The following is a 13,637-nucleotide window of genomic DNA, read 5'->3' on the forward strand; positions in this document are numbered from 1 at the left end:
ATTACCAGCTAAATCTCCCCTTAATCCAGATAGAGCTTATCTTGTTTAATTGTGCAAAGTCTCCCTTGCCGTCGTAACCTTTTGTGTAAATATCTCCTCCCAAAATTACATGAATGTTGTCGGTAAGAGAGTAATCAACGGCGTAAGTGCTGAATGTGCTTCCGTAATTAATATCGATTGCTCCGCTTGCAGAAAGTTTAAGAGTTTCCCTCAAAAAAGTTTTGCTTATGTTTAAACTTACAAAACCCTTGTGCATCGGCCTCTCTATATCGTCTTTGTGGTTTAAAATAAGGTCTTCAAAATATTGGGCGCTTATAAACCACGAGCTTTTATTCCAATCAAGACCTGCCAGCATTAAAAGCTGGTGTTTAGGTTTAGATTCTTCAAAGATTAAGTTTATATTATCGGGTGTTTGTTGAAATATTTCTACCGGAGAAGGTTCTTTTTTTAATGTTTTTTTCGCTTCAAAATATCGCTCTCCTATCCATGCGCCTTCCAATCTTATGGTTACATCTCCTGCCGGTATTGCGGCATCGAGGCCTGCCATTCCTATGCGGTAATATTCTTGATTTAGTTTTGTATAAATTAGTGTCGGAATATAAGGATTTGTTATAGGATTATGATCTAAGCAAGGTTTTTTAAGTTTTTTTTCAATGTATCCGGTTTTTGTAAATTTAGGATTCTTATCCCGGCCGTAAAAGCCTGAAAGCGAAAAATCTATGCCGGGTAAAAAGAAGGAGAGGCGGGCCGCCGCTTCCGTGTCCGTAAACATCTTGGGTTTTTCATCGGTTTTTGTATATTTTATAGGAAGAGAAAAGGCTCCTTTAGTATATACATCGGGAAGTTCAATATAAAAAAGAGCATCTTTCGCTCCTTCTTCAAAACTAAACGGAGGCAATTTGTTCGGGGTAAAAAAAGGAATTGCTATAACTTCAAAGGTAAAAATGTCGTGAAAAAATCTTAGGCGAATGCTGTCCGATGCGAGTTTTGTATCATCGGAAGAAAGGGCTAAAAAGGCGGAAGCATCCTTTGCACTCAGCACATCTGTTAGGGTAAAGCCGTCTGCCTGTCCCCAGCTTATAATCTGCCTTCCGAAACTTAAATCCCAAATTTCGCCGGAATAGCGGAAATAGGCTTCATTGAGTTTAAAGCCCGTGCGTGAAGGATTGCGGTAATTGTATTCCGCCGAAGCTGAAAGAAAGGCATAGGCTGAACCTGCAACTACTTCTCCTTTTATTTGTGCGATAGAACGGGAAAGGCTGTACTCGGCTCCCTTGTTCCTTCCGCTATTCCATCTAAGCCCATGGGCTGTTTCCAGTTTTCCTCCGAAGTTAAATTCTATTCCGTTTGATTCTTCAATTATTTCTTCTTGAGGCTCTTCGGGTTCATTTTCTTGTAGTTCTTCTTGGGCATAACACAAAAATCCTGTCAAAAAGAAAAGTACAACCGTTAAAATAAAACTATTCTTTTTTATTCTTCTCATATTTCTTTCCTTAATATTTTCTTAATTTTTGATTTTTCCTGCCTCAAGAGAGTTTACCCTAAAATAAGAGTCGGGTATCTCTTTATTGAATTCATGCTTTAAAATTTCAATTACCGTTTTACGCTTTTTTTGAAGGTTATTCATTTCCATTTTATTGCCTGTCCAAAAGCCGTCTTTTTTTTCGATGCCGCTGACGGTAAGCTCCTTCAAAATCGCTCCTTGTTCATCATAGAATTCCGCTTTGATGTTTAAAAGAGATTCTTTATCGATCCATGAAATAAATTTTGAGTACATGGATTTTTTTACCGGAACCGATTCTATTTTCCAGCAGTCTTTGGAATCGATTTTTTCTTCGCCTAAAAGAGTGTGTTTATAATCGTCTACCTTGCGGCTGCCCATGTCTTCATATGTAAATTCCGTTCCCATAAAATCATCTTGGCTTGATGAGCCGCTTATGCGCTTAGCTTTTTTTAATGCCGGAATATAAAGCCATCTGTCATCGTTTTTTAAGGCATCATCATAAGAGTATGCAAGATAACCTGTGCCTTTTACATCCGGCGGAAGTAAAAATACCATGACGGTCTTTTCTTCCTTTCCGTAATCTTTCGAATAGGCGGTCACTTCCCGGACTCTCTTTTTCCCGTTTGAGTTTATAAGAGTCATCCTCATTTTAAAAGAATCCGTAACGGCCTTTTCTCTGTTGCTTGCTTTTTGCATAATGTCTCTTCCCGTCAATTCTTGTGCAAAGCCTGCACCCAATGCAATTACTGCAGCCAATAAAATCATAACAATCTTTTTCATCTTTTTCCTCCATAAAAACTTTTTGCAGGAAGCCTGAGCTTCCGAAAAAAGTTTTTTCAAGTAGTTTTGCATTTTGCAAAACTACATATAATAAAACGATGTTTGCCTTAAAAGGCAAACTCGAAGATAAACATGCAGGCTTGTATTTCAAGCCGAAATGTTTATCGATTCTCCATAAAAACTTTTCTATGCTTCCTTTCGGATAGAAGTATCATCTCGTTCTTTTCCGAAAGGTTTTGAAATATAAATCAATATCGGTGTCATCAAATAATCTGCGATGAGAGCCGAAAATAAGCCTACTGCTGCTAGGATTCCTAAGCGAAGGAAGGCATCTATCTGACTTGCCATATACATTAAAAATGTTGCCGATAAAATTATGGTTGTCATTGCGAGTGTTTTTCCGATTGAATAAAACGAGCCGACAATAGCTTTTTCGTATCTTCCTTCTTTTTCAAATAAATATTTTGTGTGGTTTGTAAAATGGATGGTATCATCTACTGCTATACCTAAAATCATGGGCATAAGTGCCATTGTTATCATATCCAGAGGAATGCTAAAGTAGCCCATAATTGCCCCGGTTGTAATAATAGGCATTATGTTGGGGATAAGACCAATGAGCCCCATTTTAAGACTTCCGAATACAATCATCATTAAAATACCGATTGCTCCAAGAGAGGTAAAAAACGAGGATATTTCTCCATATACTATTTTATTATTTATTTCTGCGGCGTGGGCTGCTGCTCCCGTTAAAAAGGTTTCGGCATCAGGGAAAAGTTCTGCACATTTTTTATAGACGCTTTCCAAATTGGCGGCAAGTTCGTTTCCGTCAAAAGCCGAAACATCGACAGACATGCGTAGAGTCCTGAATTCGTCATCCGCCCAGCGGGATGTTTCGCCTCCCGATATTTCGTATAAAAATAAGAGCTGGGCCAAAAGCTCTTCATCTTCAGGTATCTTATAAAAGGCCGGATCGTCTGCATGCATTGTCTGATTCATGTCTTTTACAATATCCAAAATAGAAAATATTTTCGGAACGCCGTTATTTAATTTTGTTAATTTAAAACCGCCTATGTGCCGGCTTAATTCTTCCAGTTTTTTTAAGTTTTCCGGCTTTTTTACTGCATCTTCTTCTTTAAAAGTCAGCATTACGTTGTAATTAAAATAAGCTCCAAGTTGAGAATGTGTAATTTCGTAAATACGTTTTACATAGGGAATGCGGGTTCCCATAAAGTTAAAACTGTCCATGTTTACATATATCATAAAGAGGGCAGGAAGACACATAGCCGTTATAATTACAAAAATAATTAAAATGGGTTTTCGTCTTTTTAAAACTGAAATTCCTAAGTTTTCAAAAAGAGTATCAAGTTTTTTATAGCGGGCTGCACTCTTATTTTGTTCAGGTGTACAATCTTTTCCGAAACTCATTAAGATTGGAATTAAGATGCTGACATAAACATAAACGGCAAAGACCATAGCTGCACTTGCAAGTCCCATCCAGTGCATGGGATCCAGGTCAACTGTTAAAAAGGATAAAACCGAAACAACTGTCGTAACAACCGTAAAAAAGAGCGGCCAGCCCGTGTTTTCGATGGACTCGATAACTGCTTCTTTTCGTTTTCCTATCGTGTAAAAACTGTTTCTAAAAGAATTTACAAGATGGATTGAATATCCGACTGAAAGAGCCATTGCAAGGATGATTGGAACGGAAAGCATTTCGGAACTTCCTTCAATGTTTAGATGTCCCATAAGCCCCAAAACCGAAACTATTGCACCTGCTGTAGCTATGATAGGCACAATTGTTCCTCTAAGGGAGCGGGCAAAAATAACGAGAAGAATTATCATGCACATAAAACTAAGGCTTACGCATTTCTTTATGTCCGCATTCATAACAATTTTTTCTTCCGTTTCGGTGTAGGGAAGACCTGCCGGTTTTATTGTGTAGGCTGAGCTTTTATATTTGGGATTATTAACAATATCGATAGCCGTTTCTCCCATGATATACATAAGTTCCTTATCCGAATTTTTCATCCATTCTTCTTTGCTTGGAGTTGCTTTAAGAGAAAGAACCAGCCATGTTTCTTTTGCATCACTTGAAACAAGTTTATTTACGATTGATTTTCTCGATAAAATAAAATCCTTTGCTTTTTTTAGTTCGGAAGGGTTTTCAGGTATTCCGTCTTTAAAAGGATTTTTTATCTCGATTCCTTCTTCCGTTCCTACACTTATATCTATATCGGTGATGGAAGTAACCGAATCCGCATATGGAATCTTCTCTAAAAGTTCATTTCCTATCTCTTTAATCATGTTTAAGACTTCAGGTTTAAAAACATCATCGGATTCGATAAGCAAAACTATACTGTCATTACTTCCAAAAAGCTCTTTAAACCTGTCTTCGTGTTCTTTCATATGATCGTTCAAGTTTACAAAGGCTTCCTCGGTCATTGATGAGGCTCTAAACTTTTTTAAGCCCATTGCAGCAAATACGGTTATGGCTGCTAATAAGATGAGTAAGAGAAAACGGTATTTTAATTGAAATTCGCCGATCTTTTTAAAAAATATATGCAAACTTTCCAGTTTCATTTTATAATCCCCTTCTAATACTAATAATTAGTAAACGCCGTTTACTAATTATTAGTATAGCTATACACTAAAAATTTGTCAAGAGGAAAATTAATTTTTTTTGTTTATTCGTGCGGAGGGTTTAATACCCCGACACTCTGCGTCGGGGATGTTGATTTACATTTCAGGCTGCATAATTTTATTCCAGCAAAAATACATTACATCGGTTAAGATGTCCATAAAGTCTTGGGTTTTTTTATAAGAGTATTCATGCGTGATGATTTCAAAAAGAGGCGTTAAGGCGGTGCTGTAAATTAAGTGAAGCTGGTCGTCGTTTAGGGGGCGGATGTTTATACCTCTTTTTTTTAAGTCGTTGATGAATTTTTTGCATGCTGCAACATCCGCCATGACAAATTCGTGACGGATATTTTCGTACTTTGTTCCGGCCGAGCGGTTAAACAAAAGCCGGAAGTCATCGAATCGGCTGTACACCAGAGTGCATAAATTCTGCAAAGACATGCGTATGGCTTCTTTTGCTGAGAAAAGGCCTTTGGTTTCGTATAAATGTATTGCGATTTCAGAAAAATCGGTACCAATGCTTAATGTTTGCGTGATAAGCGGCTGTACGAGAGCCTCAAAGATTGCCGCCTTTGACGGGAAGTGTTTGTACAAAGCTCCGGCTGTTATACCCGTCATTGCCGCAATGGAGCGCATGGAGGCCTTTTCAAAGCCCTTTTGCAAAAACTCCGTTTTTGCATTTTTGAGGATTTCCGTATAGGTATCATTCTTTTTCTTTGATTCTTCCATTACTTACATTATAGACGGCCGTTTTAAAATTGTCAAAGGGGCATCTTAAAATATAGTATAAATTGTAAAAGGCGCTGCCGTAATTACCGTAACTACAGAAGACGGGGGCAAAACCGTAAACTGTACCGAAACCAAACTTAAACACGGAATACAAACGATCTTACACGCAACAGGCGATAAGATTATCTTAAAAGGGGCTATTGTTGGACTGTACTGCAAATACAATCAGCTTACAAAAGAAGTTTTTACAAAGATCTTTCAGTACGTACCGAACCGTCCGGCCGGCAACGAAGGATACTGCTATCTTTATACTGAAAACACGAACTTGATCGAGGAGAACTATACAGACTTTACCGAGGACGAGCTTAATGTAATAAAACCCAAAAACCGGACGCCGTATAAGATTAATTCATACGGTAACCGGGAAGAACTGTAAATAATAGACCTGTTCTGAAACGGAAGTTTCCGAACAGATTTAATTTTAAGGGATAAATTCAATGGGTAGGAGGCAATCAAATTGCCGCTTACCCATCTGCGGGAAATGTGTTAAATATCGGATATACCCCCTTTTTTTAATAAAATTAAAAAACGCATTTACACAGTTTTTTGGACAGTGCCAAAATTTTTTTACAGTTTTTCAATCTCTGCTTCGGAAAGTCCCGTTATCTCCTTAATTAAAACTGTATCAAAATTTTTTAACTTCATATTTTTGGCCGTTTCCCTTTTAACTCTATACTCGGCTTTGTCATTGATATCCATCTCAAAAGTAGATAATAATCTGTATTCCTGCCTTGCCTGTTCGTTTTGTTTTACTGTTTGTATCATAGTTTCTATCTCCCTTGTAAATTCATTATTTGCTTTCCCTGTTTTAAGGTATGTTAAAAAATCCTTTAATTCTTTGTCGTCAGTATTTTCAAAGGCCTCTGCATTTATTATAACTTTCTTTGTGCCGTCTTGTAAAGGGGTATTTTTGTCCTCTATACAAAGATTTTCAAAGGTATAAACGGGTCTGTTTTTGCCTATAATATCAAATAAACAGATAAAAATTATAAAGCTGTCATTTAGATTATTATAGGAATTCCCCTTATTCAAAAAAGAAATATCTAGGGCAGCTTGGTAAAATCTCATTCTTTTGGGTATATTTCTCTCGTTGCTTACCTGCATTTCTACATCATAAAATTTATCGTTTTCTGCCTGCACCAAAACATCAAATCTTACGGATTTTGCCTGTTCATAAGTTTTAATATTATGCTGTACCGAGACATATGTAATTTTACCTATTGTATCAAATAATATCATTTCAATAAGTCTTTTACATAATCTCGGATTTTGCATAGTTTTACAAAACATAAAATCGTCTGTAAATGTTAAATCTTCAAACCTTTTCACTTTTTTTTCTCCTCTTAATTTTATATTGTATTATAAGCTTAAACTTTACCGCCTTTTACCTGTGGGTCTTATAGTAGAATTTTGGGACTTATCTACACTTGTCCTTGTGTATATTCCTAACACTTCTATACCCCCTAGTATAACACATTTCTGTATAAAATAACATTTCTTATCCATAAATAGGTAACCTGGTAATCTTAATATTAAATATTGACATAAGAGTGCTTATATTATACAATTATTTTCAATCTATTTAGAACCCTCAGTATTATAAGGAGATATAAATGCAAAACAAAACTGCACCGAGGTGGGATTTAAAAAATATTTATCCCGGTTTTAAATCAAAAGAGTATGCGGAATCAAAAAAGAAAATTCCTGCATTGACTTCCAAGTTTGAAAAGCACTTAAAAGCTTTTTCTGACAAGGACTTAAAAAAATGGCTTATAAAGGCTTTGGATATTTTAAACGAGTTTAATGCCGAATCCGAAACGCTTTATGCCTATGCTTCGGCCGTATATACAACCGATACCGAAAACAAGGAAGCCCTTTCGGAAATGAATTCCATATCCGAAATATTTGTTCCTTTTACGCCCCTTGGTGTGCGCTTTTCGAATATCTTGGCTTCCGTTTCCAAAGAAGTAAAGGCCTTGATCAAAAGCGACAAGGATTTAAAATATGCCGCCTTTTATTTGGAAGATACCTTGTTTTGGCAAAAGAAACAAATGAGCGAAGAAGAAGAAGCCTTGGCTGCCGACCTTGCCCGCTCCGGCTCTTCGGCTTGGAGCAAATTACAGAGCATGCTGACTTCGACGGCTTCCTGTGTTTGGGATGAAAAAACTAAAGAAGAAAAGACCTTGGTTCAGCTTAGAGCGATGGCCTATGACAAGGATGAGGCTGTCCGCGAAAAGGCCTTTAAAAAAGAGCTTGAACTTTGCAAGTCGATAGAAAAGCCCGTTGCCGCAGCCTTGAACGGCGTAAAGGGGACGTCCATCACCTTAAATAAAAGGCGCAACTGGAAGGGAGGCACAATCGAAAAATCCGTAAGGCAGGCAAATATAACTCAAAAAACGCTCGACTCCTTAATTTCCGCCATCGAAGATTCTCTTCCCTCATGGAGGAAATATTTAAAGGCTAAGGCCATGCTCCTCGGCAAAAAGGACTTACCCTTTTATGACCTCTTTGCTCCCGTTTCAAAATCATTCCCCACATATACATGGGAAGAAGCAAAGGCCTTGGTAATCGAAAACTTTTCTTCATTTTCAAAGAACATGGGAGATTTTGCAAAGAAGGCCTTCGCTTCAAATTGGATAGACGGAGAGGTACGTAACGGCAAGGTCGGCGGAGCTTATTGTACCCACTTCCCCGTAACAAAAGAACCGAGAGTTCTTTGCAACTTTGACGGCTCTTTTTCTTCGGTCAGCACCCTTGCACACGAGCTGGGACACGCCTTCCACTTTAATGTCGTAAAGGATATGCCCGTTATAAATCAAAGCTATCCTATGACCCTTGCCGAGACCGCTTCTATCTTTGCCGAAACCATCTTGTTTGAAAGCGAAATCAAAAAGATGAATGAAGAGCAAAAGACTGCCCTCTTGGAGATTCACCTTCAAGACGGATGTCAGGTCTTGGTCGATATCCTTTCGCGTTTTTATTTTGAACGCTCCTTTATGGAAGAAAGGGAAAAGCATGAACTCACGGCTGAGGACTGCTGCCGCCTTATGCTTGAAGCTCAAAAGAAAAGCTACGGAAACGGGCTTGATTCTAAATTGCTTCATCCTTATATGTGGCTGGTTAAGGGCCATTATTATTCTGCGGGCTTGGGCTTTTATAACTTCCCCTATGCCTTCGGCCAGCTTTTTGCCCTCGGTCTTTATAACCGCTACAAGAAAGAAGGACCGAAGTTTACTTCCGTCTATGAGGATATTTTAAGCAAAACCGGAATGATGGATGCCGTAAAGGTAACCAAGAGTGCGGGCTTTAATATCGAAACGCCCGACTTCTGGAAAGAAGGAATAAAGATTTTTACCGACCAGATAAGCGAATTCGAAAAGCTCGTAAAAAAAGCAAAGAAAAAATAAGCTTATCTTTTTGATAAAATTATTTATAAATTGCCGATTAAAAACCCCGATTCTGTTTTGAATAAACAGGTCGGGGCTTTTTGATTTTAAATATGTCTTTTTATTTTGAGTTTAAATTAAAATAAATTTTGAACGAGTTTTCCGCCGTCCGTTTCAGGGTCTTTGGTGCTAAGGTAGTCCGAAATGTCTACATCCTTTTTATAATACTCAAGCATATCCTTGTTTTTTTCAAAGAAGCGGTCTACGGCTATTTTAAAGAATTCCATACAGACTCTGGCATCGTCTTCGGCGCGGTGAGCATTTACGGCTTGAACGCCGAACTGCACTGCAAGGTTTTGCAGGGCATAACTTTGTAAACCCGGCAGGGTTTCCCGTGCAAAGGTGAGGGTGTCAAAGACCTTGTTTGTAAGCTTTGTTTTTCCGCACCTTTCAAGCTCGCAGTTTATAAAGTTTATGTCGAAGTTCGCATTATGGGCAACGAGAACAGTGTTGCGGATAAAGTCTAAAAAATCCGGCAGAACTTCCGGGAATTTGGGCTGACCTGCGAGCATCTCGTCGGTTATCTGATTTACCTTTCCCGCTTCGGGAGGCATGGGTTTTTCGGGATCTATCAAAACATTGTAGCGGGCAATAACTCCCCTGACATCGAATTTTACGCAACCGATTTCGACCACTCTTTCAGCCTTGGCCTCCGTTCCCGTTGTTTCGGTATCGAAGGCCGTAAAAACCGCCTTATCGTAGACGGCGCTAATCCAATCGTAAGAGCTCATTATGCGTTTAATACCCCGTTAAATTCTTTTTCGAATTCGGCAATCTTTTTATCCGATTGTTTTTTGGCTTCTTCAACAGATGAAACAACCTTCTCGGAATGAATTATGTAGATCTTTATCTTGGGTTCGGTTCCGCTCGGCCTTATGCAGATTATGGAGCCGTCTTCCAAATAGTATTGAAGAACATTGCTCTTAGGCAAAGAAACCTTAGTTTTTTTTGCCGGCTCTAATGGAGAGTACTCCGTGCTTTCCTGAATATCCCTGATGGTTTTTACCTTCACTCCGGCAATTTCGCTCAAGTTTCTTTCTCTTACCCTGACCATCATATCCTGCATAATCTTTAAGCCTTCCGCTCCGGGGTATACCATGTTGATGGTCTTTTCTCCGTAAAAGGCAAATTCCGAAAAGATTTCGTTTAATCGGTCTAAGAGACTTTTACCCTTGCTCCTCCAATAGAGGGTCATCTCTGCACAAATTGCAGATGCGGCAATTCCGTCTTTATCCCGTATTTCGGTTCCGAAATTGTAGCCGAAGCTTTCTTCGTATCCGTAAAGATAGGTGTGGGAACCGGTGCTTACCATGCGTTCGGCGACACCGCAGATCCACTTAAAACCTGTGAGACATTCTTCGCTCTTAACATTATACTTGGCGGCGATTAAATCGCTTAAGGGGGAGGTTACTATGGAGCGTACTATCGCTGCGTTTTGGGGGAGCTTATTTTTTTCTTTTAATGTGAGACAGATATAATCTGCAAAGAGGGCTCCCATCTGGTTGCCGCTTATAAGCTGCATTTCGCCCGCGGCGTTTTTGACTGCACAGGCAAAGCGGTCGGCATCGGGATCGGTGGCCATCAAAATATCGGCTCCTTCCTTTATAGCCAAGTCCATAGCCATCTTTAAGGCTTTCGGATCTTCGGGGTTGGGATAGCTTACCGTCGGGAAATTCCCGTCAGGTTCGCGCTGTTCGGGAACGCTTATAACATTGAAGCCCATTTCGCCCAGAACCTTTTCGACATGTACGGCTCCTGTTCCGTGAAGGGGAGTGTAAACTATCTTCACCTTGGAAGCCATATCCTTAATTATTTCTTGGCGGCTGATTTTATTTTTAAGCATGGCCCAATATTTTTCGTCGATTTCTTTATCGATGATTACGAGCTTGCCCTTTTTAAGAGCTTCATCTTCGCTCATCATTTTAATGGAAGAAACTTCGCCCACCTTTTTGATGATGCCTGAATCATGGGGCGGGGTAATCTGGGCTCCGTCCGACCAGTAAGCCTTGTAGCCGTTATATTCCGGAGGATTGTGTGAGGCGGTTACTACAATTCCCGTATCGCAGCCGAGTTCCCTTATGGCATAAGAAAGTTCAGGCGTAGGTCTTAAACTTGAAAAAAGATAACAGCGGATATTGTTTGCCGCAAAGATGAGGGCAGCCGTTTTTGCAAAGACATCCGAAAAGCGCCTTGAATCGTATGCAATTACGGCACTCAAAGAGCCGGCCTTGGCCTTGTCAGCCTTTGCTTCTATTAAGTAATCGGCAAGGCCCTGAGTTGCATTTTTTATTACGAAAGGATTCATGCGGTTTGTGCCTCCCCCGATAATGCCTCTTAAACCTGCCGTTCCGAATTCCAAGTCCCTGTAAAAGCGGTCATACAATTCCTTTTCATCGTTTTTTTCGATTAAAGATTTAACCTCATCGGCAAATTTTACTTCCTTTTCTTCGGAAATATATTTTTTCGCTCTATTTAATACTTCATTTTTATCCATAAAAAGTCCTCCGCAATTTGTAAAATCAATAGGATTATATCACAGTTAAGCGGATTCCTTCAAGGGCAGTACTAAAACCGTTTACAAAAAATCGGGAAGATATTTTATCCACTGTCTCAATGCTGCCGCCTCTTCGATATGGGCCAAGGAAATGGTTTCGCTTGATTCGATGTCGGCTATTGTGCGGGATATTTTTAAGAGGGCGTGGCTTCCTCGGCCTGAAAGTTTTTTTGCTTCTACGATTGCAGAAAAAAAGCGTTCCGCTTCGCTGCTCATTTTGCAAACTTCTGCCGTTTCTTGGGGTGAAAGTTTTGCATTTTCATAAACTGTGTTTTGCACTTTTTTCTCCTTATTTACGAATGTTAATCTTTCCCATTGAATGAGCTTTGCGTTCTTTATTTTTTGCCTCATCGTTTTGGTTGAGTATTTTGCCTCTGCCAAAATATTTTCAGGTTTGGGCGGGAGGACGGGAACCCTTATGTCGATTCTGTCCAAGAGGGGAGCGGTGAGTTTTTTCCAATATTTTTCGATTTCGTAGGGAAGGCAGGTACAGATTTTTCCCATTGCTCCGAAGTTGCCGCAGGGGCAGGGATTGACGGCAAGGAGAAGCTGAAAGCGGGCAGGGAAGGTGCTTGATCTTCCTGCACGGCTCAAGGTTACGCTTCCCGTTTCCAATGGAGAGCGGAGGCTTTGCAAAACGCTTGCCTTAAACTGAGCCGCCTCATCCAAAAAAAGAACTCCGCCGTGGGCGAGGGATACCTCTCCAGGCATACATTTTCCGGCGCCTCCGATGATGCCTTCCATGCTTGCATTTTGGGAGGGCATTCTAAAGGGCGGTCTTTTTAAAAGACGGGAGTTCGGCGCCGATTGGGGCAAAAGCCCTGCGATGCTGTAAATGCGGGTTGTTTCCATTGCCGTTTTTTCGTCCATGTCGGGGAGAAGGAGGTGAAAGCGGCTTAGAGATAGAGTCTTCCCGCAGCCGGGAGGCCCGTAGGCTATGAGGTTGTGCCCTCCTGCCGCCGCTATTTCGAGTGCACGGATTAGACCGTCCTGACCGCGGATATCTTCAAAGCCCCTGACCAAGCCGAGTCCTTTTTTTTCGTCTTTTTGAAAATCGAAATTGTATGAATCGTTATCTTCATCGCTCCATACAAAAAGAGGGACAGCCCCTGTATCGGGGCTGTTTTTCTTTTTGAAGCAGTTAGGCTTTGCTGCAAGATTTCCGTTTTCTATTTGGTAAAAAAATTCCAGGGCTTCGATTAGGTCTGACACTCCGAATACGCTGATGCCTTCTTCGATGAGGGCCTCGGCTTCGTTTTCTTTCGGAACTATAAAGTATTTGATGCCCTGCGAGCGGGCTGCCGAGATAGCTCCTATGAGTCCGCGCACAGGCCTTACCCTGCCTGAAAGTTCCAGTTCCCCCATTATCATCACGGATTTTTCGGCCCGGCCTTCATCTTTCGGAATGATGGTTTGAGCTTCTTCTTTAGAGATGTCCGAATTTTTGGCTGCCTCTTTTGCAGTTAAGACGGCTATTGCAATAGGAAGATCGAAGCCGCTCCCTTCTTTTTTTTGATCGGCAGGGCTTAAATTTATCAAGATCCTGTTTAAAGGGAATTCAAGCCCCGAATTTCTGATGGCCGCCCTCATCCTATCCCTTGCTTCCTTTACGGCAGAACCGGGGAGCCCCACTATGTCGATAACCGGCAAGCCCCGCCTTAAATCTGCCTCAACCTTAATCAATTCTCCTTCATATCCGAATGACGAAAAACTTAAAATTTCCATTGTTTCCTCCGTAAAAACTCGTCAGGCATATCGAAAAAACGACAAATTTTTTCGATATGCCTTTCTACTATTATTTTATGGAAAAAACGCAACGGATAGTAAGATTTTGAAAAAAAATTATAGATAATCGAAAAGCTTCATTGCCCCTTGTTCCTTTTTTGTTTTAGTACTATAATGCTTACAATTATCATATAAAACAGGA

General features: G+C 40.1%; 9 protein-coding genes. 1 reads left to right on the plus strand and 8 read right to left on the minus strand.

Features of this window, described 5'->3' with window-relative positions; all coding sequences use genetic code 11:
* Nucleotide 1: 1 nt before the first annotated feature.
* The 5 genes from E4O01_RS03625 to E4O01_RS03645 form a co-directional block, all read right to left on the minus strand.
* Nucleotides 2-1,483, minus strand: coding sequence for a capsule assembly Wzi family protein (locus E4O01_RS03625; protein WP_253694486.1), 1,482 nt, complete (start codon nucleotides 1,481-1,483; stop codon nucleotides 2-4).
* Between the two features lie 21 nt (nucleotides 1,484-1,504).
* Nucleotides 1,505-2,284, minus strand: a complete 780-nt coding sequence (locus E4O01_RS03630) for an outer membrane lipoprotein-sorting protein (protein WP_253694488.1) — start codon at nucleotides 2,282-2,284, stop codon at nucleotides 1,505-1,507.
* A gap of 186 nt (nucleotides 2,285-2,470) precedes the next feature.
* On the minus strand, nucleotides 2,471-4,864 hold the full coding sequence (locus E4O01_RS03635) for an efflux RND transporter permease subunit (RefSeq protein ID WP_253694490.1): 2,394 nt from the start codon (nucleotides 4,862-4,864) through the stop codon (nucleotides 2,471-2,473).
* A gap of 156 nt (nucleotides 4,865-5,020) precedes the next feature.
* Nucleotides 5,021-5,650: a TetR/AcrR family transcriptional regulator gene (locus E4O01_RS03640; RefSeq protein WP_253694492.1), complete on the minus strand. Its 630-nt coding sequence runs from the start codon at nucleotides 5,648-5,650 to the stop codon at nucleotides 5,021-5,023.
* A gap of 627 nt (nucleotides 5,651-6,277) precedes the next feature.
* Nucleotides 6,278-7,000, minus strand: a complete 723-nt coding sequence (locus E4O01_RS03645) for an Rpn family recombination-promoting nuclease/putative transposase (RefSeq protein ID WP_253695167.1) — start codon at nucleotides 6,998-7,000, stop codon at nucleotides 6,278-6,280.
* A gap of 323 nt (nucleotides 7,001-7,323) precedes the next feature.
* Between E4O01_RS03645 and E4O01_RS03650 the strand changes: the two genes are divergently transcribed.
* Nucleotides 7,324-9,117 carry a M3 family oligoendopeptidase gene (locus E4O01_RS03650; RefSeq protein WP_253694494.1) on the plus strand — a complete coding sequence of 598 codons (1,794 nt, stop codon included), beginning with the start codon at nucleotides 7,324-7,326 and terminating at the stop codon, nucleotides 9,115-9,117.
* A gap of 116 nt (nucleotides 9,118-9,233) precedes the next feature.
* Here the strand turns inward: E4O01_RS03650 and E4O01_RS03655 are convergent, their stop codons facing one another.
* The 3 genes from E4O01_RS03655 to E4O01_RS03665 form a co-directional block, all read right to left on the minus strand.
* On the minus strand, nucleotides 9,234-9,887 hold the full coding sequence (locus E4O01_RS03655; RefSeq protein WP_253694496.1) for a 3'-5' exonuclease: 654 nt from the start codon (nucleotides 9,885-9,887) through the stop codon (nucleotides 9,234-9,236).
* A complete protein-coding gene (locus E4O01_RS03660; protein ID WP_253694498.1) occupies nucleotides 9,887-11,650 on the minus strand; it encodes a phospho-sugar mutase in 1,764 nt (587 codons plus the stop codon). Before E4O01_RS03660 ends, E4O01_RS03655 begins: the two co-directional genes overlap by 1 nt.
* 81 nt (nucleotides 11,651-11,731) lie before the next feature.
* Entirely contained in the window at nucleotides 11,732-13,435 is a 1,704-nt protein-coding gene (locus tag E4O01_RS03665; protein WP_253694500.1) for a YifB family Mg chelatase-like AAA ATPase, read from the minus strand.
* Nucleotides 13,436-13,637: the final 202 nt, after the last annotated feature.

This window comes from Treponema sp. OMZ 790 (genome assembly GCF_024181285.1).
Lineage (GTDB): Bacteria > Spirochaetota > Spirochaetia > Treponematales > Treponemataceae > Treponema_B.